Source organism: Micromonospora solifontis (assembly GCF_003725545.1).
Classification (GTDB): domain Bacteria; phylum Actinomycetota; class Actinomycetes; order Mycobacteriales; family Micromonosporaceae; genus Micromonospora; species Micromonospora solifontis.
Genome location: NZ_RJLN01000051.1, coordinates 12,191 through 38,350 on the forward strand (window position 1 = coordinate 12,191; position 26,160 = coordinate 38,350).

General features: G+C 71.5%; 26 protein-coding genes and 1 pseudogene. 17 read left to right on the top strand and 10 right to left on the bottom strand.

What is annotated here, in order from left to right; genetic code table 11:
- Positions 1-87: 87 nt before the first annotated feature.
- Positions 88-315, bottom strand: a pseudogene (locus EFE23_RS28995) (FAD-dependent monooxygenase); the annotation flags it as partial.
- A gap of 200 nt (positions 316-515) precedes the next feature.
- On the opposite strand from EFE23_RS28995, the gene EFE23_RS17970 reads away from it, so the two are divergent.
- A complete protein-coding gene (locus EFE23_RS17970; protein WP_123242101.1) occupies positions 516-1,718 on the top strand; it encodes an endo-1,4-beta-xylanase in 1,203 nt (400 codons plus the stop codon).
- A 78-nt stretch (positions 1,719-1,796) separates the two neighbouring features.
- Here the strand turns inward: EFE23_RS17970 and EFE23_RS17975 are convergent, their stop codons facing one another.
- Positions 1,797-2,213: a MarR family winged helix-turn-helix transcriptional regulator gene (locus EFE23_RS17975; RefSeq protein ID WP_123242102.1), complete on the bottom strand. Its 417-nt coding sequence runs from the start codon at positions 2,211-2,213 to the stop codon at positions 1,797-1,799.
- A gap of 82 nt (positions 2,214-2,295) precedes the next feature.
- On the opposite strand from EFE23_RS17975, the gene EFE23_RS17980 reads away from it, so the two are divergent.
- On the top strand, positions 2,296-4,089 hold the full coding sequence (locus EFE23_RS17980; protein ID WP_123242103.1) for an ABC transporter ATP-binding protein: 1,794 nt from the start codon (positions 2,296-2,298) through the stop codon (positions 4,087-4,089).
- A 24-nt stretch (positions 4,090-4,113) separates the two neighbouring features.
- On the opposite strand, the gene EFE23_RS17985 is transcribed toward EFE23_RS17980, so the two are convergent.
- From EFE23_RS17985 to EFE23_RS17995, 3 genes are read right to left on the bottom strand one after another with little or no spacing between them, the layout of a single operon-like run.
- The gene (locus EFE23_RS17985; protein ID WP_123242104.1) at positions 4,114-5,604 is read right to left on the bottom strand and encodes a long-chain-fatty-acid--CoA ligase; all 1,491 of its coding nucleotides are present in this window, start codon (positions 5,602-5,604) and stop codon (positions 4,114-4,116) included.
- Positions 5,601-6,479, bottom strand: a complete 879-nt coding sequence (locus EFE23_RS17990; RefSeq protein WP_123242105.1) for an alpha/beta fold hydrolase — start codon at positions 6,477-6,479, stop codon at positions 5,601-5,603. Before EFE23_RS17990 ends, EFE23_RS17985 begins: the two co-directional genes overlap by 4 nt.
- 34 nt (positions 6,480-6,513) lie before the next feature.
- Positions 6,514-7,167 (bottom strand): TetR/AcrR family transcriptional regulator, encoded by a 654-nt coding sequence (locus tag EFE23_RS17995; protein WP_123242106.1) that lies wholly within the window; start codon positions 7,165-7,167, stop codon positions 6,514-6,516.
- 132 nt (positions 7,168-7,299) lie between these two features.
- On the opposite strand from EFE23_RS17995, the gene EFE23_RS18000 reads away from it, so the two are divergent.
- The 3 genes from EFE23_RS18000 (at position 7,300) to EFE23_RS18010 (ending at position 9,784) form a co-directional block, all read left to right on the top strand.
- Complete coding sequence (locus EFE23_RS18000; RefSeq protein ID WP_123242107.1) at positions 7,300-8,289, top strand: extracellular catalytic domain type 1 short-chain-length polyhydroxyalkanoate depolymerase; 990 nt, start codon at positions 7,300-7,302, stop codon at positions 8,287-8,289.
- Positions 8,290-8,398: 109 nt separating this feature from the next.
- Positions 8,399-9,085, top strand: coding sequence for a VOC family protein (locus EFE23_RS18005; protein ID WP_123242108.1), 687 nt, complete (start codon positions 8,399-8,401; stop codon positions 9,083-9,085).
- 138 nt (positions 9,086-9,223) lie between these two features.
- On the top strand, positions 9,224-9,784 hold the full coding sequence (locus EFE23_RS18010; RefSeq protein ID WP_123242109.1) for a M23 family metallopeptidase: 561 nt from the start codon (positions 9,224-9,226) through the stop codon (positions 9,782-9,784).
- A 9-nt stretch (positions 9,785-9,793) separates the two neighbouring features.
- Here EFE23_RS18010 and EFE23_RS18015 read toward each other — a convergent pair whose 3' ends face one another.
- Complete coding sequence (locus EFE23_RS18015; RefSeq protein ID WP_199737124.1) at positions 9,794-10,876, bottom strand: hypothetical protein; 1,083 nt, start codon at positions 10,874-10,876, stop codon at positions 9,794-9,796.
- Between the two features lie 485 nt (positions 10,877-11,361).
- Between EFE23_RS18015 and EFE23_RS18020 the strand changes: the two genes are divergently transcribed.
- The 6 genes from EFE23_RS18020 to EFE23_RS18040 all read left to right on the top strand — a co-directional run bounded on the left by EFE23_RS18020 (position 11,362) and on the right by EFE23_RS18040 (position 14,754).
- Complete coding sequence (locus EFE23_RS18020) at positions 11,362-11,712, top strand: hypothetical protein (RefSeq protein WP_158675882.1); 351 nt, start codon at positions 11,362-11,364, stop codon at positions 11,710-11,712.
- A gap of 13 nt (positions 11,713-11,725) precedes the next feature.
- The gene (locus EFE23_RS18025) at positions 11,726-12,445 is read left to right on the top strand and encodes a hypothetical protein (RefSeq protein ID WP_148058470.1); all 720 of its coding nucleotides are present in this window, start codon (positions 11,726-11,728) and stop codon (positions 12,443-12,445) included.
- A 9-nt stretch (positions 12,446-12,454) separates the two neighbouring features.
- A complete protein-coding gene (locus EFE23_RS28220) occupies positions 12,455-12,631 on the top strand; it encodes a hypothetical protein (protein ID WP_158675883.1) in 177 nt (58 codons plus the stop codon).
- A gap of 162 nt (positions 12,632-12,793) precedes the next feature.
- Positions 12,794-13,315, top strand: a complete 522-nt coding sequence (locus EFE23_RS18030; RefSeq protein WP_199737125.1) for a hypothetical protein — start codon at positions 12,794-12,796, stop codon at positions 13,313-13,315.
- 49 nt (positions 13,316-13,364) lie between these two features.
- Positions 13,365-13,865, top strand: a complete 501-nt coding sequence (locus EFE23_RS18035; RefSeq protein ID WP_233601044.1) for a hypothetical protein — start codon at positions 13,365-13,367, stop codon at positions 13,863-13,865.
- 4 nt (positions 13,866-13,869) lie between these two features.
- The gene (locus EFE23_RS18040; RefSeq protein WP_148058471.1) at positions 13,870-14,754 is read left to right on the top strand and encodes a hypothetical protein; all 885 of its coding nucleotides are present in this window, start codon (positions 13,870-13,872) and stop codon (positions 14,752-14,754) included.
- A 240-nt stretch (positions 14,755-14,994) separates the two neighbouring features.
- On the opposite strand, the gene EFE23_RS18050 is transcribed toward EFE23_RS18040, so the two are convergent.
- Positions 14,995-15,273: a DivIVA domain-containing protein gene (locus EFE23_RS18050; protein WP_233601045.1), complete on the bottom strand. Its 279-nt coding sequence runs from the start codon at positions 15,271-15,273 to the stop codon at positions 14,995-14,997.
- 314 nt (positions 15,274-15,587) lie between these two features.
- Here EFE23_RS18050 and EFE23_RS18055 point away from each other — a divergent pair, with 314 nt between their 5' ends.
- The 5 genes from EFE23_RS18055 (at position 15,588) to EFE23_RS18075 (ending at position 22,394) form a co-directional block, all read left to right on the top strand.
- Positions 15,588-15,827: a winged helix-turn-helix domain-containing protein gene (locus EFE23_RS18055; RefSeq protein ID WP_123242114.1), complete on the top strand. Its 240-nt coding sequence runs from the start codon at positions 15,588-15,590 to the stop codon at positions 15,825-15,827.
- Between the two features lie 72 nt (positions 15,828-15,899).
- Positions 15,900-16,889 (top strand): BREX-2 system adenine-specific DNA-methyltransferase PglX, encoded by a 990-nt coding sequence (gene pglX / locus EFE23_RS18060; protein ID WP_123242115.1) that lies wholly within the window; start codon positions 15,900-15,902, stop codon positions 16,887-16,889.
- Positions 16,890-16,939: 50 nt separating this feature from the next.
- On the top strand, positions 16,940-18,181 hold the full coding sequence (locus tag EFE23_RS18065; protein WP_123242116.1) for a hypothetical protein: 1,242 nt from the start codon (positions 16,940-16,942) through the stop codon (positions 18,179-18,181).
- A gap of 159 nt (positions 18,182-18,340) precedes the next feature.
- Positions 18,341-21,172 (top strand): hypothetical protein, encoded by a 2,832-nt coding sequence (locus EFE23_RS18070; RefSeq protein WP_148058472.1) that lies wholly within the window; start codon positions 18,341-18,343, stop codon positions 21,170-21,172.
- A 25-nt stretch (positions 21,173-21,197) separates the two neighbouring features.
- Positions 21,198-22,394, top strand: a complete 1,197-nt coding sequence (locus EFE23_RS18075) for a hypothetical protein (protein WP_148058473.1) — start codon at positions 21,198-21,200, stop codon at positions 22,392-22,394.
- Positions 22,395-22,802: 408 nt separating this feature from the next.
- Here EFE23_RS18075 and EFE23_RS29320 read toward each other — a convergent pair whose 3' ends face one another.
- Together EFE23_RS29320 and EFE23_RS18080 are read right to left on the bottom strand one after the other, a co-directional pair.
- Complete coding sequence (locus EFE23_RS29320; protein WP_255421154.1) at positions 22,803-22,934, bottom strand: DUF7662 domain-containing protein; 132 nt, start codon at positions 22,932-22,934, stop codon at positions 22,803-22,805.
- 74 nt (positions 22,935-23,008) lie between these two features.
- Positions 23,009-24,379 carry a helix-turn-helix domain-containing protein gene (locus tag EFE23_RS18080; RefSeq protein ID WP_123242119.1) on the bottom strand — a complete coding sequence of 457 codons (1,371 nt, stop codon included), beginning with the start codon at positions 24,377-24,379 and terminating at the stop codon, positions 23,009-23,011.
- Positions 24,380-24,535: 156 nt separating this feature from the next.
- On the opposite strand from EFE23_RS18080, the gene EFE23_RS18085 reads away from it, so the two are divergent.
- Positions 24,536-24,742, top strand: a complete 207-nt coding sequence (locus tag EFE23_RS18085; RefSeq protein ID WP_148058474.1) for a hypothetical protein — start codon at positions 24,536-24,538, stop codon at positions 24,740-24,742.
- Here the strand turns inward: EFE23_RS18085 and EFE23_RS18090 are convergent.
- Complete coding sequence (locus tag EFE23_RS18090) at positions 24,733-25,998, bottom strand: IS701 family transposase (RefSeq protein WP_123242122.1); 1,266 nt, start codon at positions 25,996-25,998, stop codon at positions 24,733-24,735. The two genes, EFE23_RS18085 and EFE23_RS18090, sit on opposite strands and share 10 nt — an antisense overlap.
- Positions 25,999-26,160 lie beyond the last annotated feature (162 nt).

Below are 26,160 nucleotides of genomic sequence, written 5' to 3' on the forward strand. Positions count from 1 at the left end.
GGCGCGGCCGGCGTCATCGTCCACGGTGATGGCCCGCCCGGTCAGCTCGGTCATCGGGACCCGGTGCGACTCCCCGTCGAAGCGCAACTCGATGCCCTCGTGCCGCATCCCCTCCCGGTCGAGCCGGTCGCCGAGCCCGGTGCGCCGCAGCAGGTCGACCGAGCCCTGTTCGAGCACCCCGGCCCGGACCCGCTGCTCCACGTACGCCCGGCTGCGGCACTCGAGCACCACCGATTCGATCCCGGCCAGGTGCAGCAGGTGCGCGAGCATGAGTCCCGCCGGTCCCGCCCCGACGATGCCGACCTGCGTACGCATCCGTGCCTCCTCGCTCGCCCGCCGCTCGTCCCGTAGCCTGCCCGATCCGTCGGGTCGGCGCCGCCCCTGCTTTCCGCCCAGCGGAAGGCCCCGGGGACCGGTGGCCGGCGGGTGCCCCGGTGGATGGCGGCCGGGCCCGGAGTGCCTAGCCTGTGCTCCGGAGGCCCGCGTACCTGGGCGCGGAGCATCGGGGAGGACAGATGGAGCACCGCACCGCCGAGGCGACCGTGACCGTGACGCGCGACGGCCGGCCGCTGGCCGGCCAGGAGGTGACCGTCGCGCAGCGCGACCACGACTTCCTGTTCGGCTGCATCGGCTTCGAGTTCATCGACCTCGCGAACGGCGCCGGCACGGAGCTGGACCGACGTGTCGCGCGGGAGTGGTTCGAGCTGTTCAACTTCGCCACCCTGCCGTTCTACTGGGGCCGCTTCGAGCCGGAGCGCGGCAGGCCGGACACCGCGCGCCTGCTGGCCACGGCCCGCTGGTTCGCGGAACGCGGCTGTCCGGTCAAGGGCCACCCCCTGGCCTGGCACACGGTGACCGCCGACTGGCTTCGCGACCTGCCCACCGACGAGATCGCCCAGGTGCAGCGGGACCGGATCACCCGCGAGGTCACCGACTTCGCCGGGGTGATCGACGCGTGGGACGTGATCAACGAGGTCGTGATCATGCCGATCTTCGACCGGGACGACAACGGCATCACCCGCCTCTGCCGCGACCTGGGCCGCATCCCGATGGTCCGGATGGCGTTCGACGCCGCCCGGGCCGCGAACCCGCACGCCACGCTGCTGCTCAACGACTTCGACATGTCGGCGGCCTATGAGTGCCTGATCGAGGGGGTGCTGGAGGCCGGCGTGCGGATCGACGCGCTCGGCCTGCAGAGCCACATGCACCAGGGCTACTGGGGCGAGGAGAAGACGCTGGCGATCTTGGACAGGTTCGCCCGCTACGGACTGCCGATCCACTTCACCGAGACCACGATCGTGTCCGGTCACCTGATGCCGCCGGAGATCGTCGACCTGAACGACTACCAGATCCCGGACTGGCCGACGACTCCCGAGGGCGAGCAGCGCCAGGCCGACGAGATCGTCCGGCACTACCGCACCCTCCTGTCCCACCCGTCCGTACAGGCCATCACCTACTGGGGCATCAGCGACAGCGGCTGGCTGGGCGCGCCGGGCGGCTTCCTGCGCGTCGACGGCAGCCGCAAGCCTTCGTACGAGGCCCTGCACGGGCTGATCAAGGGCGAGTGGTGGCTGCCACCCACCGCTCTGGTCGCGGACGCGCAGGGCCGCGTCCGGTTCCGGGGGTTTCTCGGCTCGTACGAGGTGAGCGCCGCCGGCCGTACGACGACGGTGCGCCTCGACACCCCCGGCGAGTTGGCGCTCGACGCGGCCCTCTGACCGGCGAGGCCGCGAATACGCGGACCTGGCCGTGCCGGTGGGGGTGGCGAGGGGCCGGTGCGCCGCGTCCGGCCGGAGTCAGTCGCGCAGGGTACGCAGGATGCGGGCCAGGTCGGCGCGGTCGCCGTCGCTGAGTTCGCCGAAGAACTGCTCCGCCTCGGCGGCCCGAGCGGCGCGGATCGCCGCGCCGACCCGGGTGCCCTCCTCGGTGAGCGCGACCAGCGTCGCCCGTCGGTCCGCCGGATCGGGCTGGCGCGCCACGAGTCCGCGCTCCTCGATGCCGTCGACCACCTCGGTGGCCGAGCGGGGCGCGATGTGCAGGTGGTCGGCGAGTGCGCTGAGCCGCAGCGGGCCGTGCCGTAGCAGCACGGCGAGCGCGCGGGCGTGCCCTGGGTTGATCTCCCAGGGTTCGAGGGTGCGCCGGGCCTGGTGGCGCAGCCGCCGGGCCACCGCCCAGAAGGTCTCGGCCAGGCTCTCCTCGTCGCTGTCGCTCACCCGGAATACGGTAGCAGCTCGTACTGTTGCTACCTCATGATGAGGTTACCTCAGTACATCCCCCGACGAGAGAGAGCGCCCCTTGGACGGATTCCGAGACGGCCGCGGCGGCGGCCCCCGCAGCGTCACCGCCGCCGAGAAGGCCCAGGCCCGTGCGGTCCCGCTGCGCCGCATCGGCGGCCTCTTCGCCGCCCACCGCGGTCCCCTCACCCTGGTGGTGGCGATCATCGTGGCGTCGTCCGTGCTCGCCATGGCGTCGCCGTTCCTGCTGCGTACCGTGATCGACCGGGCCCTGCCGGAGCGCGACCTGACCCTGCTGGCCTGGCTGGTCGCGGGCATGGTGGCGGTGGCCGCGGTCACCGCCGTGCTCGGCGTGATCCAGACCTGGATCTCCACCCGGGTGGGCCAGCAGGTGATGCACCGGCTGCGCACCGACGTCTTCACCCACCTGCAACGCCAGTCGATCGGCTTCTTCGTCCGCACCCGCACCGGCGAGGTGCAGTCGCGGATCACCAACGACATCGGCGGCATGCAGACCGTGGTGACCTCCACCGCCACCTCGATCGCCGCCAACCTCACCACGGTGGTCGCCACCGCGATCGCCATGGTGGCGCTGAGCTGGCGGCTCTCCCTCGTGTCGGTGCTCGTGCTGCCGCCGGCCATCTGGCTGACCCGCCGGGTCGCCCGGCTGCGCCGGGAGATCACCGCCCAGCGCCAGCGGGAACTCGCCGACCTCAACGTCACCGTCGAGGAGGGCCTGTCGATCAGCGGCGTGCAGCTCGCCAAGACCCTCGGCGCCGGCGCCGCCCTGGTCGACCGGTTCACCGCCTCCTCGGCCCGCCTGGTCGACCTGGAACTCCGCTCCGAGCTGGCCGGCCGCTGGCGGATGGCCTCGATGACGGTCATCTTCGCGGCCATCCCCGCCGTCATCTACCTCGGCGCCGGCCTGCCCGGCACCGCCGGCACCCTCACCATCGGCACCCTGGTCGCCTTCACCGCCCTGCAGGGCAGCCTCTTCCGCCCGCTGATGGGCCTGCTCAACGTGGGCGTCTCGCTGACCGCGTCGCTGGCCCTGTTCGCCCGGATCTTCGAATACCTCGACCTGCCCGTGGAGGTGGCCGACCCGCCCCGGCCGGTGGCCCTCGACCCCGCCCGCGTCCGCGGCCACCTGCGCTTCGAGGGTGTCACCTTCAGCTACCCGGGCAGCGACACCGCCGCGGTGGCCGGGGTCAACCTGGACGTCCCGGCCGGCACCGGCCTGGCCCTGGTCGGCGAGACCGGCTCCGGCAAGAGCACCCTGGCGGCCCTGATCAGCCGGCTGCACGACCCCGACGCCGGCCGGCTCACCATCGACGGCGTCGACCTGCGCGACGTCCGCCTGGCCGACCTGGCCGCCGTCGTGGGCGTGGTCGGCCAGGAGACCTACCTGCTGCACGCCACCGTGCGGGACAACCTCCGGTACGCGAAGCCGGACGCCACCGACGCCGAGATCGAGGCCGCGGCGCGCGCCGCGCAGATCCACGACCTGATCGTCGCGCTGCCCGACGGGTACGACACGACGGTCGGCTCCCGCGGCCACCGGTTCTCCGGCGGCGAGAAGCAGCGCCTCGCCATCGCCCGCACGCTGCTGCGCGACCCGCGGATCCTGGTGCTGGACGAGGCGACCAGCGCGCTGGACACCGCGACCGAACGCGCGGTGCAGCGGGCCTTCGACGAGCTGGCCCGGGGCCGCACCGTGGTGACCATCGCCCACCGGCTCTCCACCGTCCGCCACGCCGACCGGATCGCCGTGCTGGACCACGGCCGGATCGTCGAGTCCGGCACCCACCAGAGCCTGCTCGACCGCGCCGGCCGGTACGCGGCGCTCGCCGCCTGAGCGGCGCGTACCGGCCGGGCCGGGTCAGCCGGCGGCGGGTGGCGGGACGGTGATGGACCGCTTGAGGATCTTGCCGGTGGGCCCCTTCGGCAGGGCCGGCACGATCCACACCTGGCGCGGGTACTTGTAGGCCGCGAGCTGCCCCTTGACGTACTCCCGCAGCTCCGCCGGGTCGGCGTCGGCCCCGGGGCGCAGCGCCACCACGGCCACCACCTCCTCGCCGAGCGTCGGGTACGGCATGCCCAGCACCGCCGCCTCGGCGACGGCCGGGTGCTCGTAGAGCACCTCCTCGACCTCGCGGGGATAGACGTTGAAGCCGCCCCGGATCACCAGGTCCTTGGTCCGGTCGACGATCCGGTAGTAGCCGTCGGCGTCCCGGGCACCCAGGTCACCGGTGCGGAACCAGCCGTCGACGATCGCCTCGGCGGTCGCCTCCGGCCGCCGCCAGTAGCCCTTCATGACGTTGTGGCCGCGGATGACGATCTCCCCGACCTCGTCGGTCGCGGCCGGCGCGCCGTCGGCGGTCCGCACGTCCATCTCCACCCCGTCGATCGGGGTGCCGATGCTGCCCGGCTTGCGCGGCCGGTCCGGGTGGTTGAACGAGGCGACCGGGGAGGTCTCGGAGAGGCCGTAGCCCTCCAGGATCACGCAGCCGAACTTCTCCTCGAAGCGGCGCAGCAGTTCCACCGGCAGCGCGGCCCCGCCGGAGACGCAGGTGCGCAGGGCGGACAGGTCCGGCTGGTCGTCGCCGGCCGCAGCGAGCAGCGCCGCGTACATGGTCGGCACCCCGGCGAACACGGTGGCCCGGTCGCGGACCAGGATCTCCAACGCCTGGGCGGCGTCGAACCGGGGCAGCAGGGTGAGCGTCGCACCGGCGGCGACCGCGCAGTTCAGGGCGATGGTCTGGCCGAACGAGTGGAACAGCGGCAGCGCCCCGAACATCACGTCCCCACCGCCCAGCCCGAGCAGGGTGGCGTTGCTGACCTCGACGTTGCGGCACAGGTTGTCGTGGGTGAGTTCGGCTCCCTTCGGCTGCCCGGTGGTGCCGGAGGTGTAGAGGATCACCGCGGTCTCGTCGCCGTCCCGCTCCACCAACCCGGTGACCGGCTCGTACGCGGCCAGCAGGTCGGTGAGCCCGTCGGGGGTCACCGCGACGCTCAGCCCGTCGGCCCGGTCGACCGCGGCCTGCTCGGTGGTGTGCCAGGCGAGGATGCCCTTGGCGCCGGAGTCCTCCAGGTAGTAGTCCACCTCGCGCGGCTTGAGCAGCGGGTTCATCGGGACGACCACCGCGCCGGCGCGCAGGATGCCGTAGTAGAGCACGGCGAACTCGGGCACGTTCGGCAGCATCAGGGCCACCCGGTCGCCGGGCGCCACCCCGTGCTTGCGCAGGTAGCCGGCGCACCGGGCCGAGGCGTCGTCGAGTTCGGCGTAGCTGACCGTCCGGTCGCCCAGCTTCAGCGCCGGCCGGTGCGGGTCTCGGGAGACCGCCGCGAGCAGAATCGAGGCGAGGTTCATCCCCGGCTCCCTTCCTCGGCGGTCAGCCGCCGCGCGATGGTGGCGGCCGGGCCGTCGGTCATCAGGATCGTGTAGTGGTTGGCGTCGACCAGTTCGGTGACCAGGTGCGGGGCCCGGTCCCGCCAGTGCGCGACGAGCGGTTCGGGCAGCAGCCCCGGTTCCTGGCCGAACATGCCACGCGGGGCGTGCAGCAGCACCGTGGGTACGGCCAGCCCGCGCAGGTCGGCCGCGAAGGAGTCGGCCTCGACCAGCAGGTCCCGGCCGTCGGCCCGGACCGCCTCCGGGTTGACCCGGGAACGGATCGCGCCGTCCGGCCCGGTGGCGTCGTAGCGCACGTACTCGGTCATGTCGTCGGTCCACTCGGCGGCCAGGGCCGGGTGTGCCCGGAAGAAGTCGACGTACGCCTCGACCGAGGGGAAGGTGTCGCTGAGCCGGGCGATGGCCGGGCCGAGGGTGGCGGCGAGCACCGCGTCCGGGTCCGCACCGGGGACCGTCGGCAGCGGCAGGCCGCCGTCCACCAGCACCAGCCGGGTGAACAGCTCCGGCCTGCGGGTGGCGGCGCGCAGGGCCGCGTACGCCCCCATGGACTGCCCGACCAGGGCGACCGGGCGGCCCTGGCCGAACTGGGTGGCGGCCGCGCAGATGTCCTCGGCGTGCCGGGTCATCCCGTACGGGCCGGGCAGCTCGGCGCTGCCGCCCCGCCCGCGCAGGTCGAGCGCGATCAGGCTCCAGTCCGCCGGCATCCGCCGGGCCACCGCGAGGTACGCCATCGCGGAGGCGGTGATGCCGTGCGCGGCGATCGCGATCTTCGGGCCGGCGCCGAACCGGAGGGCGGTGAGGGTGCCGTCGGGCACCTCGACCTTCACCTGTTCCATGGGGGTCAACCTTTCCTGGTAGGGGGAGTGCCGGTCAGCCGCGGGGGAGCGGACTGCCGACCAGGCGCAGGGCGAAGCCGACGAAGGCGTCGGCGACCTGCTCGCGGGTGTACGGCTGGTCGGGGCCGAACCAGTTGGCCACCCGCATGCCGAGGCTGCCGATGGCGATGCCGGTCAGCGGCACGTCGGCGACGTCGAACGCGCCGGCCGTCGCCCCCCGCTCCAGCACGGCCAGCAGGAGCTGCCGCGCCTCCTCGCGCAGCGCGAGGGCGGGCGCGGCGCTTTCCGGGGAGAGGGCGTGCAGCTCGTGGTTGGCGACCAGGGCGAGCAGCGGATAGTCGGTGTGCACCAGGACCTGGGCCCGGACCAGGGCGGCGAGCTGTTCCGCCGGGTCGTCGCCGGCCGCCCCGGCCGCCTCGACCATGCGGCGGCGCAGCTCCTCGTGGCCGAGCCGGATCAGCTCGGCCAGCACGTGCTCCTTGGCCGGGTAGTGGGCGTAGAGGGTGGCCGAGTTGATGCCGACCTCGCGGGCGATGTCGCGGATCGAGGCGCCGTGGAAGCCGTACTCGGCGAAGAGCCTCAGTGCCGCGCGCAGGATCCGGCCCCGGGTGCCCGGCGGGGTGACCCCCTCGGGTAGCTCGACGGCGACGGCGGTGAGCCGGCGGGGATCCCACGAGGTCTGCGTCACCGGCGCTCCTCCAACGTGCCCAACCAAACGATTGGTTGACAGCCTAGTGCGGCGAGCGCATAGTGACCAGCATCACTTTTCCAACCGATCGATCGGTAGCCACCACCACCCACCCACCGAGGAGCACCGGTCATGCCCCAACCCGTCCCCGCGCGGCGCCTGCGCCGCCTCGCCACCGCCGCGCTCGCCGTCCTGCTCGCCCTGCTCGGCGCGCCCGCCGCCCCCGCCCGGGCGGCGAGCGGCACCTGGTTCTACGGCACCTACGCCAACCTCGCCGGCACCCGCGACTACCACGGCTACGTGCCGTCGACCTACCGGCCCGGCACGCCGATGCCGCTGCTGGTGGCGCTGCACGGCTGCACCGAGAACGACGTCGGCTTCGACCTGCTCACCGGGCTCAGCGCCCGGGCCGAGCAACGCGGCTTCCTGGTCGTCTTCCCCGACCAGTCGACGCTGGCCAACCCGGCCCAGTGCTGGAACTGGCCGCTGTCGATCAACCAGCACCGGGGCTGGGGCGAGCCGTCGATCATCGCCGGCATCACCGACCTGGTCCGCTCGCGCTGGACCGTCGACCCGGACCGGGTGTACGTCACCGGGGTCTCGGCGGGCGGGGTCATGTCGATGATCATGGCGGTGACCTACCCCGACCGGTACGCGGCCGCGGCCAGCGTCGCCGGCTGCGAGTACGAGTGCGACGTGCTCCGGCTCCGCTCACCCGACCAGGCCGGGCTGGACGCCTGGCGGGAGATGGGCAGCCGGGCCCGGCCGGTGCCGGTGCTGGTCTTCCAGGGCACCGCCGACCTCGTGGTGGCCCCGGCCACCGCCGACCGGATCGTCGGGCAGTGGGCCCAGACGGACGACCTCGCCCTCGACGGGCTCGACGACGGCGACGTCACCGCCACCCCGACCCTGGTCGAACGCGGCCAGGTCCCCGGTGGCCGCACCTACACCCACTCGGTCCACCGGGGCCCGGACGGGACCGTGCTGATCGAGGAGTACCTGATCGACGGGGCCGGACACGTCTACCCGGGCGGCTGCGGCTGCAGCCTCTACGGCGACCCGTCCGGCCCGGACGCCAGCGGGCTGAGCTGGGACTTCTTCCTGGCCCACCCGCGACGCTGACGGGGGTCGGCGCGGCCGGACCCGGTCCGGCCGCGCCGGCGGCGGGTAGCCGAAAAACACCCGATCTCCAAGACGTGAGTTGCAGCTCCATCGTGGTTAGAGTGTCGCGGTGCATGACGGAGTCCAGGCCCAGGTGCCGGTGCTGTACGTGTCGGACACCGACACCGCCCGCCGGTTCTACGCGACCTTCGGCTACGCCGAGGTACGCACCGGCGGCGACGGCGCGTCCCGCTGGTCCTACCTGCAGTGCGGGGAGCTGACCCTGCTCCTGGCGGAGGTGAAACCCCGCCTGGTCACCGTCGAACTGCCACTGCTCATCTACCTCTACGTCGACGACCTCGCCGCCACCATGGCGCGACTGACCGCCGCCGGCTACTCCGTCGAGCCCGCCGGCCACCCCGCGCACGCCCCCGGCGGCGAGTGCCGCACCACCGACCCCGACGGCAACGCGGTCGTCTTCGGGCAGCGCCGGGCCGTGCCCGACCAGCGCCGCGACCCGGAGTCCGGCAAGGAGGCCCGGTTCTCGCTGATCCGCGAGGCCGCCAAGGTGGTCCGCCGGTCCGGCGGCGCGCCGGCCCGCTGCCAGATCGGCGGCCCGCGCGGCGAGCCGTGCCCGGAGCCCGCCGAGGTGAAGCTCGCCGACTCCTGGGGCGACACGGTGTGGGGCTGCCTGGCGCACGCCGACGAGGCGCTGCTCAACGCCCGTGGCGCGTTCCTGGCCACCGAGGACGGGTCCGGCCTGGGCGCGTTCCTGCGAAGCCGGCGGGCCCACCCGGAGCAGGTGCCCCAGGCCTGACCCGCGCCCGCCCGCCTCGCCCCGGTCCACCCGCCGGTAGGAAAGCTTCGAGCAGGTATTCATGCTCGTAGCTATTTACCGTTGCCCGCCACCGCCATAGCATCGAGCAACATCGTTGCCAATGTGGAGGGGGAGTCGATGTCCGTATCGCTCAGCGGGGCGCGGTGGCGCTTCCTGGCGCTGCTCACCGCGGCGGTCGTCGCCGCGAGCACGCTGCTCGGGGCGCAGCCCGCGCAGGCCGCCCGCCCGGCCTTCAAGATGCCGTTCCTGTGCGGGCAGACCTGGCAGGGCAACAACTGGAACGGGCACAGCCCGGCCCACTCGATCGACTGGAACCACTACGACGCGAACGGCAACCCCGACGACTACGGCCGGCGGGTGCTCGCCAGCGCCGGTGGCACGGTGCTGGAGTCGTACTACTCGACCACCACCGGCTACGGCAACACCATCGTCATCGGGCACGGCGACGGCTGGCGCACCCGCTACGCCCACCTCAGCGAACGCCTGGTGGCCAAGGGCGACACCGTGAAGCTGGGTACCGTCATCGGGAAGGTCGGCGCCTCCTCCGCCAAGTACGACCTCAGCCCTCACCTGCACTACGAGCAGATCCACGACGGCAGTGTCGTCGTCGCGGTCGTCCAGGGCGTCACCTGGTCGGACTACCTCAAGCGCAACCAGACCAGCACCAACAACTGCTGACCCGCCGGATCACCCGTCGGGCGGCTCGGGATGCTCCGGGCCGCCCGAGGATGTCTCGCCCGGCTGGGCCGGCGCTCGCTCGCCCGGCTGCCTCGGCGTCCGGTCGCCGGGCTGGGTGGGCATCCGCTCGCCTGGGCGCGGGGGCGTCCGGTCGCCGGGCCGCGTCGGTGTCGGGGGCCGCCCGGGGGTCGGGTGGGGAGGACGCGGAGGGGGCGGCGGCAGCAGCGGTTCGAGCGGGGTGAACTGCTCCACCGGCGAATCCGGCGGGAACCGCCGCCGGCGCTGCTCGGCGGCCCGGGGCGGTGCCTCGCCCGCCCGCTGGTGCGGTGGATGATCCTCCCGGAGAGCCTCCGGCATGCCGGCCGACGGGGGAGCGTCCGCCTCCGTGGACTCCGCCGCCTCCCGCGCCTGCCGTTCCTCGGCGTACTCGGCGCGCCGCCGGTCCAGGTCGCGCTCGCACTCCAGCGCGATGCGCTGGTCCCAGTACGGCTGCAACAGCCGGCGGACCCGCTCGTCGAGGCGCACCGACACGTCCGGCTCGCAGGTGAACACGACCTCGCCCCGCACGTACGTCCACGGCAGCGCGTCGTCACCGGTGAACGCCGCGTGCAGGGCGATCTCCGCCTCCCGGGGGCGGTGCGGCGGGCTCTCCCGGGCACACCGGGTGGCGATGCGGTGCAGGCGCTGGCTGGCCTGCGCCTGGAAGTAGTCGACGTACCAGCCGAACAGCTCCGGCCCCACGGAGTCGGAGGTCCAGGTGAAGGTGGTCCGCACCACGAAGCCGTACACCTGGCCCTGGGCCGGCACCAGTACGGCCGGGAGAACCCGCCGGTCGACGATCGTCACGGCCGGCTGCGGCTCGTCCGACCAGCGGAACTGGGCCAGGATCGGCCGGACCTTCGGCCACCACCCGCGCGTGCGCTCGCGCGCCCGGTCCCGGAGCCGCGCCGCCCGCTCCCGCCAGCGCCGACGCCCGCTGTCGCCGGGAGGGACGCCTGGCGGCGGGTCGGTCGGGGGACTGCCGGAACCGGCCGGTCGGCCGGTCCCGCCCGTCCCGCTGGCTCGGATGCCGTCGTCGGGCGTCCCGGTCATCGCACCCCCTCGTCGGAGCAGCCGTCCCGTCCAAGGTCGCCGGCGGTGCGTCGCGCGACCCGGGGGGACGGCCGGGTGAGGGGTGTGCCGGCCCGCCGCCGCTGGGCTGACGGTGGATCGTCGATCCACGCTAACAAGGCGGCCCGGCGTGGCGCGGCAGCCGCGCGGGCGGTGAGTCGGGTCGAGGATCGGCTGCCGGTGGCGCCTCAGGCACACCCGGCGGACCGGATCGTGACCGCACCCGGAGAGCCTGTTCCGGTGGCGGAGGTGGCGGCTTCCCTGGCCGCTCGTCGGCTTTCGACCGTGCGGACGGTGTACACCCTCATCTGGTCGGCCGCATTCGGTGCCGATTCTGGTGGCCGGCTCCACGATCCGGTCCTGTCCACGGGACCGCATCGTCCATATCGGACCGAGGTCGCCGGGTGACGTCTTGATTCCTCTCGGTCGTGCTCCCTACGGTGAGGCTCCATCGCCGATGTGAGCTCTTGTGGCAACTCCTGACGCGGGAACGTGTGACGGTCAGTTGCCATGCCGGTGGTGCCATTCGCCTCATTGCTGTGGAGACCGATATGGAATGCACAATTGCGGTTGTCTATTTCGTCGGTTTTGTTGTCGCGATGGCCGTGCTGCGCCACCGGGCCGGCGTGGGCCAGGGACGAATCAAGATCTTCGGCAGTGACGGATTCGGGCTGGACTGGTTCGTCCCGCACGTGGTGGCCGTGATGTTCTGGCCAGTGACCCTGGTCATCTGGCTCGCCCGCGGCCGCCCGGAGCCGCGGGTGGTCTTCAATCACAGGGCGGAGGAGCGGCGCCGCCGACAGGTGGCGGGCGGCTGAGGAGGTCCGATCGATGACGAACAGTCAACCGGCGCGGTCCGTGCAGCTTCCACCCGGCACGGCGGCCAGGCTGGCGGAGTTTGCGCGATACGAGTGGTACGGGGAGAGCAGCGGTATCGGGCCGGAGCAGGCCTGGGGCATGCTGTCGACGCTGCTGCCACTCAGCCAGTCCGACCCGGCCGGCCTGGCCGCCGCCCTCGCCCGCGAGGTGACCCCGCTCGGCGGCTGGCCCGCGTACGGAGCGAGCCGGGCGATCGCGGAACTACTGGGTCTCGCCTTCGAGGGCGAGGCCGCCACGGCGGTGCTCGACGGTGCCATCCGCTTCCTGCGGCAGAACGGCATCCCGCCGCTGCGGGTGCGCCCCTACGAGTGGAGCCGGTGGGTCGACACCGGCGGCACGGTGGAAGCCTGGCTGCCCACCATCCCGCCGCCGCCTCCCGAGCGGTCGGGGCTGCGCGAACTGGCACCCGGCGAGGTGCGCCACGTCGCCACGATGACCGCGGACCGGGACGCCAACACCATCTATGTCCAGCACGACGGCGCCGGGGGATATGTGGCGGTGATCGATGCCCGATTCAGCGACGAGGACCCGACCCGGTCGCGGGGCGCGTGGAAACGGGCCGACTCGCTCTACGGCATCTTTCTCGCCGTCGGCCTGGCGTTGCAGGCACCGCCGCACTGGGTGAGCGCCGAACTGGCCCCGTACATCCCGCTACCCCGACCGGTCATCTGAGGAGGAACGATGCCCACCTACGAGCCGAACTGCGACAACTGCTTCAAGTGCATCCCGTGCAAGGGGACCGGGGTGGTGAAGCGCACCCGGATGGACCGTGGCAAGGCGTACTACGTCGACGAGACCTGCCCGACCTGCCGGGGAGTCGGCGGCAAGCCGGGCGCCGGCCACCACAACCACCGCTGACCGGACAGGAGCGCCGATGCGGATCGCCGGAGCGTTGCGGGTCGAGACGGTGATGACGGAGCTGCGTGCCGAGCGGTCCGTGTTCCATTCGGAGGCGGACTTTCAACACGCCTTCGCCTGGGCGGTGCACCGGCTGGAGGGGGTATCAGGGTCCGGCTGGAGGTGCGGCAGGAACAGAACGAGTACCTGGACCTGCTCTGCGACGGCCCGCGCGGCCGGACGGCGATCGAGTTCAAGTACTTCACCGCGCGGTGGGACGGCGTCGATCCCGGGACTGGTGAGGAGTTCCGCCTGCGCAGCCACGCCGCCGCTGACCTGGCTCGTCGCAACTTCGTCTTCGACATCGCCCGGCTGGAGCGGTTCTGCCGCTCCGGTCCGGCGCGGACGAATGGGTTCGCTGTCCTGCTCACCAACGACCGGGGACTGTGGAATCCCCCGCTCGGCGATCGACCGACCCGGGACCGCGAGTTCCGGGTCCACGAGGGCCGGCGGCTCACCGGCACCCTCCGGTGGGGGACCGACGGCCGGCACTTCCTGCCGAATCAGCGCGACCTGACCGGCGACTACCTGCTCGGCTGGCAGGATTTCACACAACTTCCTGGACGTAACGGCCAGTTCCGGTGGCTCGCGGTACCCGTCGGCGACGTCGAGATGTCCGCAGCCTCGGGCGCAGGAAAGGGTTGATCGCATGGGCGCGGATGCTCGTCGTGCCGCTGGCCGGACCATCGAGTTCGTGAGGTCCCTCGCCGAGCGGCAGTACGGTCGGGTGTGGGTCCCCGACTTTCTCGAGATGACGCCTGACGTGCAGGGCTTCGTGGTCTTTCACGACGGTGGGCTGGTGCTGGTCTACGCCGTGGTGAGCCAGGCGGACCCGGCCCGCTGGTTCTTCCAGATGGTCTGCGCCCCCGGGGTGGACGTACCGGACATTCCCGGGGCGATGACGTGGGCGAACATCAGGAACCGGCAGGCGGACGCCGGTCGCTACTACTGCGTCGTCAAGACCGACCAGAGCGCCTGTCACGTGGTGTTCATGATCGATTTGTGGAGCGGACTGCTTGACGAGGTCACCGCACCCCGGGCACAACCGGCCCGGGACCTGCTCGACGGCTCGCTGGCGGTGTGTGTCGACAACGCCACCGCCGGCTACCGCCACCTGGTCTCCTACCTCCCGGCCCGGCAGTTCGCTCCGACGGAAGCCGACGCCTGGACCCTGTTCGCCTGTACCCAGGATTGAACGCGTGCCCGGACGTCACCGAGCAGCCGAGCAGGAAGGCGGGCCGTTGTTGGGCAGCGATCCGGCCGAGACCGGACGGCGGATCGACGCGCTGCGCCGGTACCTGACCACGAACGTTCTCGCCGAGTCGGGTGCCTGTGTCTGCCGGAATCTGGACCGGTGCCGGCGTAGCGCCCTCCGTGACCGGGCCGGGGCAGCACGGCCGAGCGCCGCCTTCGCCGCCGGTCAGCTCTCCCACGTCGGCCACCACTACGACCTGCGCCTCGACGGCCGGCCGCTGCGCATCCTGGTCATCGCCATGGAGACCGGCCGCTCACGCGAGAACGTGGGCCTCGACGAGCGGCGCGCCGAGGTGCTCGCCTCCGCGGCACTCGCCTTCCCGGCCCGCAACCCCCACATGCGGGGCGTCGCCAGCGCGCTGCGGCTCGCCCTGGGCCGGGAGCCGGGCCCGGACCGGGACGGCGAGCTGCTCCGGCTGCCCGGCCAGTTCCGGTCCGTGCACCTGTTCGACGCGTACGCCATGGCGAACCTGCGCCTCTGCTCCGCCACGGTGGCGGGCAGCGCGAAGTCGTTGGGGAACCCGACGATGAGCCGCAACTGCCTGCCGCATCTGTCGGCGACCATCAGGATCCTGCAGCCGACGTTGTGCATCGTGCAGGGCGTCGAGGTTTACCGGACGCTCACCACGGTGATGACCAACCGGCAGCGGCTCGGGTCGCACCTCGACCGGGCCCGGATCGCCGGCGTGGACACCCTGGTCGCCGGCTTCACCCATCCGTCCGCTATGCGGCTCACCGACCACTGGGGGCGGCTCACCTCGGCGCCGTACCTGACCGGGACGGTCGTGCCGACTCTGCGGGCGGCCCACCAGTTGCACCGCGCCGACTGACCTGGTGCGGCGTCGTCGGCTGCGGCGCACGACGCAGGCCCGCCACCTGCACGAAGAGCTCGCGCCGGTCGACCGCCTGGCCGCGCCGGTCGATGACGTAGCCGGTCAGCCAGATCCAGCCGGTGTACGTCAGCTTGGGACCGACCGACACGACCCGGAAGGTCAGGGCGCGGTCGCCGGCGAACTGCACCGAGGCGCGGCCGTCGACCCGCAGCAGGTCACCCGGTTGCGGGCGCACCGCTACCAGGGGCCCTCGTTCGGCGGCCGGCACCCGCGGGCGTGCATGGTCTGCCAGTCGCGCAGCGCCCGCTTGAGTCGCTCGTTCTCCTCGGTGAGCTGCCGTAGCCGCCGGTGCAGGTCGGTCAGCTCGTCGGCGACCTGGGTCTGGAACTCGCGTACCTGATCGGGGTCGGCGCCCCGGCGGCGCCGGTCGAACGTGCGGGTCCGCGCCTCGTGCGCGGTCAACCGGGCCGGCAGGCCGGTCCCGTTCAGCTGGCCGGATCGATACACCTGGGCCACGACGATCCTTTCCAGGGCAGGCGGGAGCGCGGAGGGTCGATGCGGTGGATTTGGAAGGGCGGGCCGTCCGCATGCCGGCCGCGGACGACCCGCCCGCTCCGCCGCCGCAGCTTGAGATCAGCGGTACGACAGCGGAGCAGTCCGGTGGGTCGGGACGGGCACGCGCACCCGCCCCGACCAGGGGGATGAGCCGAACTCGGTGCCACGCGAGGACCGGCTCCACTCCAACATAACTAGGGAACACAGGGGAGCCAAAGCACGTTGTTTAGCCATTCGAGTTGTGATCGAATTCGGGTTGCCACGCGAGGAGTGACATGCCCGAATCAGCCGAATACCTCCGCATCGCCGCCGACGTGATGGCCGACGTCAAGTCGGGGAAGCTGAAGCCAGGCGACCGACTGCCGTCGGTCGCACAGACCCGCGCGGACTACGGGGTCAGCTATGGGACCGTGCAGCTGGCGTACGTCCGTCTTGAAGCGCTCCGGGTGATCCGACGCCAGCAGGGCAAGGGCGTCTTCGTCACCGATCCAAAGACCTGGATGCGGGAGCCGTAGGTAGCGACCTGTCGGCTAGAACGGGACTTACGGGTACCCCCGTCCCGTCGGCGGGACGGCTAGAGTCTTCGCGTGATCGACCGGAAGCTGCTCTTGTCCGACCTGCAGAAGCAGGTCAAGAACCTGGAAGAGCTGCCGGCGCACTGGTCGGACGAGTACCGGGCGGTCGTGGAGCGGCGGATCGCGGTCATCGAGGGCAACCGCAACATCGGGTTGATCGAGCGGCCGGAGTGCAAGCGGCGGTGGGCGACCGAGGGCTGGGACGCGATGCAGGCGAAGGCGCTGCGCGATTGGCTGCTGGACCGGTGTGAGGCGCGCGAGCTGTGGTACCACCATGTCGACGGGTTGGAGCAGCCGCGCCCGCTGACCACCGCCCAGCTCGCCGACGAGCTGCGCCGCGACGACGATGTGCTCACGGTCGCCGGCATCTACGCGCCCGGTCAGGATCTCGGCAAGGTGATCGCCGACCTGGTCGCCGACGAGCGCGTGCCGCACCTGGCCGCGCTGCGCTACAAGGACTCCGGCTTGACCAAGCGCGCCGACTGGGAGCAGGTGTGGGACCTCCAACGGCAGGAGGACGCGCTGCCCGACGAGGCGGCGAAGCGGGAGTTCCGCAAGCAGATCCCGGTGCCGCCGAAGTACACCTCGGCGGACTTCCTCAAGACCAGCTACGGGAAGCACCGGGGCAAGCTCGACGTGCCCAAGGAGCGGTTCGTGTCGTACCCGGGTGCCAGCCGTGACGGTGACCCGTCGCTGCTGGTCGGCTGGGCCGGCTGGGACCACCGCGAGCAGGCCCAGGCCCTGGCCACCCTGATCGTCGCCCGCGAGCAGGAGGACGGCTGGGCCGCCGACCGGCTGCTGCCGCTGGTCGCGGGTCTGCGCGAGATCCTTCCCCGGGTACGCCAGTGGCACGGCGAGTTCGACCCCGAATGGGGCGCCTCGCCGGCGGACATCTACGCCGGCTTCCTCGCCGAAACCACCAACCGCCTCCACCTCACCGACGACGCCCTCACCTCCTGGCGCCCGCCGAAGGCCGTCCGTGGCCGCAGAGCCAAGCAGTGATCGAGCGAAGGTCGCCGGTGTCCACCCCTTCCGCACCTCAGGAGCCGACAATGGGTAACGAGATTCAGCTGATCAGTGACGGCGATGGACTGGCGGTCATCGGAGATCCGACGGCCGTCGAACGCTTCCTCGTCTCCGAGGGACTGCCGTCGACAGACCTCGGCCTGCCTCGGCTCGGATCTGTCCTCAAGGCCGGGTCCACCGCGGCGCAGGCGGGTTCCGAGATTGCCGCCAACTCGGGTCGCTGGGTGCAGCTGACCAAGGAGTCAGCGCAGCTCGTCGACAAGTTCGGTCTGATGCCGACCAAGACCCCAGGTGTCAGTCACGCGATGGTGGGGAATCCGGGCTCGATCCAGAAATGGCTCCAAATCTCGAAGGTGCACGGAGCGAACCCGGCGCTGCTGAGCGGTGCCGCGGGGGTCATGGCGCAGCTTGCGATGCAACAGAGCATGAAGGAGATCACCGACTATCTCGCCAAGATCGACGAGAAGGTCGACGATGTGCTCCGCGCCCAGAAGGACGCCGTGTTGGCCCGCATGATCGGCGTGGGCTTCGTCCTCGAGGAGGCCATGACCATCCGAGACGCGAGGGGCCGGGTCGACGAGGTCACGTGGTCAAAGGTGCAGGGCGCGCCGGCGACGATCGCAGAAACCCAGGCGTACGCGTTGCGTCAACTCGACGCGCTCGCGGAGAAGCTGGAGCGCAAGACCACGATCGGTGATCTCGCCAAGGCGGCCAAGGAAGCAGAAACGAAGGGCCAGGAGTGGCTTGCTGTCCTGGCTCGCTGCTTCCAACTGCAGGACGCGATCGCCGTGCTCGAACTGGACCGGGTGCTGGACGCGTCGCCGAGCGAGTTGGACGGGCATCGTCTCGGGCTGCGGGCTGCCCGGCAGAACCGGCTGGAACTCATCTCCCGGTGCACCGAGCGCCTGCTGGCCCGCATGGAGGCGGCCGCGGGCAGAGCCAACGCCAAGGTGCTGCTGAATCCGATGGACTCCCCGGCTGTGGTGAAGTCGAGCAACCATGTCTCGGTCGCGATCGTCGAGTTCCACGGGCGGCTCGGGATCGAGGGCGCTGGCCAGTCATCGGAGGCGAGACGATGGACGGATGCGGCCAAGGAGGCGAGGGACAAGGCGCTCGAGGCGGGAGCAGACGGCGTCGGTGCCGCCCGGCGCCTCGGCGACGAGACCCTCGGCCGAGCCAAGTGGGCGACGGGCAAGCTCTCCAGCCGGTTCGCCGAGCGAGCGCTTCGTCGGCGCGGGGACGACGAGGAACGCGACGAGAAGGACTGAAACCCTCAATTGCAGCGGCGTGACAACTGAACCACCGGCTCCTGGCCCCTGACCCGCCCGGCTTTTGAGAGCGGGTCAGGACACCCGTACGTGAGAAGTCTCGTTGTCGAGGAAGGCAGCATGGCGTCACGGCCTCCCGCCGGGTACCAGATTAGGAAAGTGCATCCCACGCTGGGGGAACTGCAGCGGTACACCCTCAACAAGCCGCTGACCTTCCGCTGCTCGAGGTGCCAGCGGACCAATATGTCCACCTCGGTGGTCACACTCGGCGGTGACTGGTCCCATCTGCTCTGCGGTCGTTGTTACGGCGGGCCGGTGGGATCCGGCAAGAGCGTGGCCCCGCTGGCGAAGGCCGCCAGAAGTTCAGAGAGAGCCCGGCCTGAGACGCACCGGCCGGCCAGTCCGTTGCCGCGGGACATGGTGTGGCTCGCCGCGCTGCACCGCTCCCAGGCAGAAGGAAAACAGCTGTCTCCATCCGAACAGGAGCTCCACCGCCGACGTGCCGGTGAGGCTGCCTCCATCGCCGCCATCAGGTACGCGGAAGGACTGCTCGAGATCGAGGTCCGGATCGCCGAACTGGCCGGCGGCCGGGCCGCCGAGGAGCCGAGCCGCACCCGCGATGAGTTGGCGCTCCGGCGCGTGGAAGCGTCCGAGCGCTTCCGTGCTCGTCGGCATGTCCGGAGCGAGCCCGCCTCCGCTGACCCGCGGCCTGAGCCGTTGGCGACGCAGGTAGTTCGCGAGGTTGTCGGCAGCACCTTTGACGCGGCGCTCGACCAGGTGCTCCGCCGTCGGCGGCTACGTCTCGTCGACCTCGAGACGCCGACCACGGACGTGTGGACGTGGCTGCGCCGGCATGAGAAGGAGGTCACGCCGGAACTGCCCGCCGAGGTGAAACGCCTGCGAAAACTGAGCCAGGCGGACTTCACCCGTGAAGCTGTGGCCGACGTCAATCGGTGGCAGCACGACGAATCGCTGGCCCACCCGGCCGTGGCGGAACAGTGGGCAGCCTGCGCGGACGACATCGTGGCGGAGACCGAGCGCGCGTACCGGTCGATTCGGGCCGACCCGCCGGGCGGGCGCGGCAAGGACGTCGCCACAGGTCTGCGACGGGCCGGCGAGGCACATGCGCGGGCGAGTGCCCGCTGCTTAGAGGCCCAACTGATGGTGCAGGACCTGCGAGTTCAGGCCACCCGAATCCATCGGGCACGGGGGCTATCGAAGCTTCGCGCCGACTGCCTCGCCGAGGCGGCTCGGGCGGTCCGGAAGAACGATTCCGACCTGGCAACACACGTCGACCGAGCGATCGAGGAGCACCGGAGGGGTTGCCCGCAGCGGCGTGACTGCGACCGCCAGGCCGACTGTGTGTCGTCGATCGCCGAAGCGGTGCGGTTCCGGCTGGCGGCAGTGGAACTGCCCGGGACAGCGCCCCTCGCGCCGAGGCCGGGCGTTGTCGAAGGAGCGCCTTCTGCCGAGTTGGCGCCGTGCGGGCACGAGCGGGGCGCCTTCATCTGTCCTGACCTGCTCAAGCAGGTGTCGACCGACATGGCGCGCATCGTCGGCACGGTGGACCTCGCGTACCGCGGCGAGGGGCGGTTCGCGTTCGCCTGGGTGACGGAGTACGGGGAACTGGGCACCGGAGCCGATCAGGCGATCAACGAGCATGACGCCTGGCTCCAAGCGGCCTGTCGCGGTGTTCTGGACCTGGGTGGCGAGCTGTCGAACGTACACATCGTCTGCCGTGACGAGCGGGCGGCCTCCGTTGTGAGGTACGTGGTCCATGTCGGGCTCGTACCCGATGCCCTGGGGTTTCCGGTGTCCCAACGCACACGTGACCTGCTCGCTGCACTGGTCGCTAGATCAGGCAAGACGTTCGTTGATGCTGACCGCTGCCCCGGACCACATCGGGGTGCTACGGCGGCGAAGCGCCTGGCAGCGGTCGTTCTTGAAGCCGGGCCTGAAGCCGGTGGCGCGCAGGCGGTGAAGTCACTGGCGGATGAGATCTCCGACGAACTGCGCGAGATGGCGGAGTCGCGGGCTCAGCCGCCACGGCCCGCGGAGGCCGCGCAGTGGAGTCCCGCGGGCTCGGAAGCCGGGGAATTCCGGTGGAAGGCGGCGGTAGGGCTGGCGCAGATCAGCGGAGGCTGGTGCACCCTTCCCGCGGGTATGAGGACACCGCCCACCGCTGGCAGCCGCCTCCGGCTTGCGGTCCACCATCCGAGGCATGCCGAGCGGGACGAGCGTGCTGAGAGCGACGTGTTGGTCCGGCATGTCGGCGGCAAGTGTGAACTGCACGGCGTGGTATGGCCACCGGGACTGCTACCGGGGACCCTGGTCACCTTCGGCTGGCGTCCCGGTGGCGATGCGATTCTGGCGCGCACCGAGCTGCTGCCTCGCCCCGAGCGGGTCGACGAACTGACCTACCGGCACCGTTACGACATCCGGGTGGTCGTCCGCGAAACCGCGCCCGGCGCCGAGCAGGAGGCCCGGGTGCCCGACCTCTCAGACACGGGATGGGTCATGCGGACGCTGCGTAAGCTCGGGCACCTCAGCCCCGACGGGAGCGCCATCCTGGCGGAGAAGGCGCTGGTGCGTAACTGCCGTGAGCTGGGCTTGCCGCAAAGCCGCGTCGGTCGCATCCATCCCGCTGTAGAGGACCTGATTCGTGACCGGCGAATCGGGCGGCTACGAGGAAGCCTGGACCGGAACGGGTTGCCCAGCTATCCGCCGCGAGCCGGTGAGTCCCGAGTCGACCTCCTGCGCTACGTCCCAAGAGTGGTGAGCATCGCGCCGCACCCGGACCACCGGCAGGAGCCGCGACCGCCGCGCCGTGACCACTGGGTGGACGGTTTCGTACGGCGACTGCCGGCCGGCGCGCACGCCTCCGCCGAGCAGATCGAGGCGCACCGCGAAGCGATTCGCGCCGCCGAGGTCGTCGACCAGCCACTTCGCGACGGCTTCACGTACGTGCGCCGGCACCGGCGGGCACGCTGACCGAACGACTTCGAGAGGTGGAACGGTGATCGAATCAACGGAGATACCAGCCGCCAAGAGCTGGTGGAACGCTGCCGATGTTGACGAGGTGGCCGAGATGCTGGCGTCCCGCCGGTCCCGGCTCTGGCAGCTCCTCGATCCTGCGGACGTTGCCGCGTGGGTTTTTGCCGAGCCCGCCGCGGCACCGGTCGATCCGTTACCGGTTGACATCGATGGTGACTGGTCGGCGGGGCTGGACGAGACCGGCCGCCGTTCCTGGGCCCTGGCCGGTTGGGCGGCTCGCACCGTGGTGCCGGAGGCGGCCAGCACCGCCGGAAGGTACTGGATCCTGTCCCGGCTGGACGACAGCGCGCCGGTGCTGCGGCTGACGGTCGGAGTGCTGGAGATTCTCGGGCTGTACGAGTCCGGTGAGGCGGTGTGGCTGCGCTTGCACGCGGCGCCGATCGGCCTCGCCATAGATGCCGGGATCGTTGACCCGGAGGAGTGGGGGCGGCGCGGCATCGAGATGTTGGAAGATGGCACGAAGACCCTCGCCGAGGAGAAGCTTCTCGTCCGCTGCCCCGACCTGGACACCGCGCTCTGGCTGCTGCGGCAGCCGCCGGTGATCGCCGGACTGCGGCTGCTGAGCTGTTGGGTGGCCGCTGGGCCGTTCTCATTCGAGGGCCGTTACCGACCGGAGGTGGTGGGGCGGGCGTGGCAGGCGGCCGAGTCCCTGACCGGCGCCGAGGCCGATGCCGCCGGCAGGGCAGCCGGCGCCCTGGGCTTCGATCGCCCATACCGTGCGGCGACGGTATCCGGCGACCTGCCGGCGCAGCGATCCTTCGACGCGGAGACGTACCGCGCTGGGGTCAACGAGCACGATCGGTTGTGCCGATCGGTGATCGACCACCTCGCCTCGATCGGCCTGCGAGGCGGAGCCGGCCTGCACGGCGTGCCGGTGGATCTGGCGTGGCGGGACGCCGAGGGGCGGCAGTTCATCGCCGAGGTGAAGAGCCTGGTCGGCGGCAATGACCTGGAGCAGCTCCGGCTCGGCCTGGGGCAGGTGCTTGAATACCGGAATCGGTTGGCCAGCCACCAGGTCCCGGTGACCGCCATGCTGGTGGTTTCTGCCGTCGTGGACCCGGTGTGGCGGGATATCTGCGCGGAGAACAGCGTTCTCCTGCTGTCCGGCGAAGACTCGGAAGCGATGTGGAGCGAGGTGTTCGGGGCCCGGCCTGTCTGATGCCATGATCCCGACTGATGCTGACGAAGCCGCGACCAGGCTCGATCAGCTGAGCCGACTCCCGGCCCTGCGTGAGGACCGCGCCTTCTATCCGGTCTCCCTCGCCTGGGCGGGGATCATCGAGTTGCTCGCCGCAGGGACGCCTTGCGCTCGGAAGATGGCGTGCGCCGCCTTCGCGCGGCACTGGATCGCACCGACCAGGCGACGTCCTGTCGTACCTGCGAGCGGAGCGGATCGAGGATGCCCAGCCGCGCATCTGATCGGGACTCTTCGCGGGCGGCCCCCCGGTCAGTGGGGCTTGCGCGGTGCGGGTACGAAGCGGACCACTCCGCGGGCGAGATCGGGATGTGCGGTGCATCCCGCGTCTCCCCACGATTGGCTGTGCAGGTGTGACCGGTCACCGTTGGCTCACCAGGCGGCGTGGCGGTATGCGGAGGGCGGCAATCCTCCGGGTATGAGATCGGCAAGGTCGTCGAGCCGGTAGGTCACGTCCCCGCTGCGCCGGCGGAGGTGGTCGCGCAGTGCGTCGTACTTGGACATCTCGCTCTCCGGCAGCCGCTGAAGGTCGTAATCCGATGCCCGGTTCCGTTGTCCCTGGACCTGCCGCAGCGGCCCTATGTGGGCGTGCCGAGGTGAGCGGCGAAGCTGCGCAGCCCAGGCAGTGCCCGGCGGCGGTCGGCGTCGAGCAGAGCGACGCTGAGCTGTTGCGCCCACGGTCGGTACCGGACCTCCTGCGGCGCGATCTGCTCGGCGGACTGCAGCGCTCGGAACGACTCCGCGTACGCGCCGCGGCCGTGCAGCGCGAGCGCGTAGTCCTCCCAGTAGCGGGCGCGCCGCTCCACGCTGCCCAACTGGTCGGGGCGCAGAGCGCGGGCGTACTGCACCGCCGCTCCGAAGTCACCCAGCACGCGGGCGACACTGATGCGGTAGAGCGCCACGTCGACACCCGCGAACCCGTCACCGGCGCCGCTGCGGCGCCCCGCCTCGGCGGCCTCGCCGAGGAGGTCCCAGGCGGTATCCCGGCGATCTCCGATCGCCGCCGTGTACGCCGCCGTCGCCAGTAGCCGTCCGTACGTCGCAACCTGCCCGGCTGATCTCAGCCCGGTCGCTTCGTCGAGATCCTGCGCCGCGCGGATCAGGGTTCGTTGTGCGCGCTCCCCGTGGTGGGTGCGCCGCAGCACGATCGCCGACACCCGCGCCGTCTCGGCGGACAGCAGCGGATCGTCGGCGTCGCGGGCCGCCTGCGTGGCGCGGTCCATCGCCGACCACGCCATCGCGTCCTCGTGCAGCTTGACCAGCACCTGGATGGTCAGGTGATAGGCCTGGGTCAGGGTGGTCGCTGCGGTTGCGCGTTCGTCGTCGGCCGCCGCCGTGTGGCCGGCCGACGCCGCCGTCACCAACTGCGGTAGCCGGGCCGACAGCTTGGCGTAGCGGCAGGCGCGGAAGTCGGACCAGGCGGCGGTGAGCGCGGTGCGGAGCCGAATCGGGTCGACCGGCCCGGCCGGCGTGGCACCGCCACCCAGGAGCACGTCTTCCAGGCTGGTGACGACGCTGGGAGGTGGCGCGGCCAGGGCCGGCGGGTTTCCGGTGAGCGCGGAGCCGACCAGGCCGGCAAGCCCGCCGAGTACCTCACGCCGTCGCACCGGATCGTCTCCACCTTCGCGCCGTAGTGCTTCACCGGGCACCCTATCGATTGGCGTGCCGGTTCGGTGGAACGCCGGGCCGTCGATGTCGGCAAGACCGAAGAGTTCCGGCGGGATGTCGAAAACCGCGGCAAGTCGTCGCAGCACAGTGACGTCGGTCAGCCGCTGCCGACCCCGTTCGATCCGGGACAACGTCGCCGCCGAGTAACCGCATCGCAGGCCGGCCTCGGAGAGCGTGAGCCGCGCCGCGGTCCGGGCGACGCGCAGCAGCGTGCCGAAGTCGCCGACCGCAGCCGCCTGCTTGGCCTCCGGCAATTCGGACCACCGGCGATCGACGCCCATGGCAGCCTCCCCGCCGACCCTCACCGTTGAGTGTTCGCCGTGAATCTCGTATCACGCAAACTTCTTTCATCCGGCGCACCGATACGAGCCGTCCGGGGGCTTCGCCTGTTGTCCTGATGGCAGGACAGAGCGACTCGGGGAGAAGCCATGTGCAGGATGGAGACGGCCAGAGGCCTGCCGCCGTCAGCGGCGGTCGTCAACCGCACGCTGGCCGTCGGCGTGGTCGGCCTCGTTGCGCTGGTGGTGATCGCGCTGGTCGGCGGGGAGGCGGCGGCAACGGCCGCCGTTGCCGCCGTCGGCACGACAGTGACCGCGCTCGTCCGGCTGGCTAGTACGGCAGCCGCCTTTCGTGATCATGGCTGAAGTTCAAGGTTGAGGCGGCGTGTGTAGTGGGATTTTCGGGCTTGGGCTTGATGCCGGCGTCGCCAGCCTGACCAGTGCAAACGATGGTTGGGGTCGCTGATGGGGCGGATGATGCAGGCGTTGATGAGGCGGCGGACTTCGTTGACCGTCAGCTTGATCAGGCTGGTGTCGGCTGGCTCGTGGTGGGCGGCGTCGGCGGCGCAGATCGCGAGGACGGCGAGGGCGGCCAGGGCGAGGGTGGTGAACCGGTGCCAGGAGTCCCAGCGGCGGACCTGGTGTTGGTCCAAGCCGACCTGGCCTTTGGCGGCCTGGAAGCTTTCCTCAATGGTCCAGCGGATGCCCGCGACGCGGACGAGCTGGGCGAGTGTGGATGGGCGTAGGGTCCAGCAGCGGTAGAAGGCCAGTTCACCGGTGGTGGTGTTGCGGCGGATCAGGAGGCTGTGGTGGCCGCCGTCGTCGGGGTCGGCGTCGGTGGTGACATCGTCGAGCCAGGCCCAGTCGTAGAAGCGGGGGCCTTTGGACCCGGCGCCGGCTGAGCGACGCTGCCAGGCCGATGCCGGCAGTTCGGCGGCTACCTGGTCGGCGCGAACCTTGACCTTGCCGCCGTCGAGCGGGATCAGATGGCTGCAGGACACGGCGAGGACGTAGCCGAGCCCGTGTTCGCGCAGGCGAGCGCGGAACGCGGCGCTGTTGCCGTAGGCCTCGTCCGCGGTGACCCATCCCGCCGGAACGCCGGCGTCGAGGGCCGCAGTGATCATGTCGGCGGCCAGCTGCGACTTGGTGGCGAATTCGATCTCGTCGGGCACGCCGGCGGCTGCGCAGCGGTCCCGGTCATCGGTCCACGACGCCGGCAGATACACCCGTCGGTCGATCAGGGTGTGCCCGCCCGCGCCGGCGTAGCCCAGGAACACCCCGACCTGACTGTTTTCAATCCGCCCGGCGGTGCCGGTGTACTGCCGCTGCACCCCCACCGTGTGGGTGCCCTTCTTCAGGTCACCGGTCTCGTCGACGGCCAGGACCGCGTCCGGGCCACCGAACCGGTCGGCGATCAGCTGCCGGAGGTCGTCGCGGACGGCGTCGGCGTCCCACACCGCCCGGTACAACAACCTTTGCATCGCGTCCGGCCGGGCGTGACCGGCCTGCTCCGCCAACTGCCAGCACGTCTTCACCTCAAGATCGGCCAGCAGCCCGGTCACGAACGCCGCCGCCGCACGGCGCGGCTCCACCCGCCCGAACCTGGCCGCGAAGCACCCCAGCACCCCGGCCAGCACACGCTCCCACCGAGCAACGGCTACGCTGTGGCACGCGGCCACCGCAAGATCTGAAGTTATGTCCACAACGTACAGACGATCACGCGGTGGCCGCCTCGCGTCCAGCCCCCCCCGCAGCAGCGACATCTCAAACGGCGGCTGCCGTAC

What these genes read in the sequence shown, in the direction of transcription:
- EFE23_RS17990 (WP_123242105.1), bottom strand. Translation starts at nt 6,479, where the DNA reads ATGGAACAGGTGAAGGTCGAGGTGCCCGACGGCACCCTCACCGCCCTC.
- EFE23_RS18025 (WP_148058470.1), top strand. Translation starts at nt 11,726, where the DNA reads ATGACGAACAGTCAACCGGCGCGGTCCGTGCAGCTTCCACCCGGCACG.
- EFE23_RS17985 (WP_123242104.1), bottom strand. Translation starts at nt 5,604, where the DNA reads ATGAACCTCGCCTCGATTCTGCTCGCGGCGGTCTCCCGAGACCCGCAC.
- EFE23_RS18015 (WP_199737124.1), bottom strand. Translation starts at nt 10,876, where the DNA reads ATGACCGGGACGCCCGACGACGGCATCCGAGCCAGCGGGACGGGCGGG.
- EFE23_RS18085 (WP_148058474.1), top strand. Translation starts at nt 24,536, where the DNA reads ATGGAGACGGCCAGAGGCCTGCCGCCGTCAGCGGCGGTCGTCAACCGC.
- EFE23_RS17970 (WP_123242101.1), top strand. Translation starts at nt 516, where the DNA reads ATGGAGCACCGCACCGCCGAGGCGACCGTGACCGTGACGCGCGACGGC.
- EFE23_RS28220 (WP_158675883.1), top strand. Translation starts at nt 12,455, where the DNA reads ATGCCCACCTACGAGCCGAACTGCGACAACTGCTTCAAGTGCATCCCG.
- EFE23_RS18080 (WP_123242119.1), bottom strand. Translation starts at nt 24,379, where the DNA reads ATGGGCGTCGATCGCCGGTGGTCCGAATTGCCGGAGGCCAAGCAGGCG.
- EFE23_RS18055 (WP_123242114.1), top strand. Translation starts at nt 15,588, where the DNA reads ATGCCCGAATCAGCCGAATACCTCCGCATCGCCGCCGACGTGATGGCC.
- EFE23_RS18065 (WP_123242116.1), top strand. Translation starts at nt 16,940, where the DNA reads ATGGGTAACGAGATTCAGCTGATCAGTGACGGCGATGGACTGGCGGTC.
- EFE23_RS29320 (WP_255421154.1), bottom strand. Translation starts at nt 22,934, where the DNA reads ATGTCCAAGTACGACGCACTGCGCGACCACCTCCGCCGGCGCAGCGGG.
- EFE23_RS18000 (WP_123242107.1), top strand. Translation starts at nt 7,300, where the DNA reads ATGCCCCAACCCGTCCCCGCGCGGCGCCTGCGCCGCCTCGCCACCGCC.
- EFE23_RS18010 (WP_123242109.1), top strand. Translation starts at nt 9,224, where the DNA reads ATGTCCGTATCGCTCAGCGGGGCGCGGTGGCGCTTCCTGGCGCTGCTC.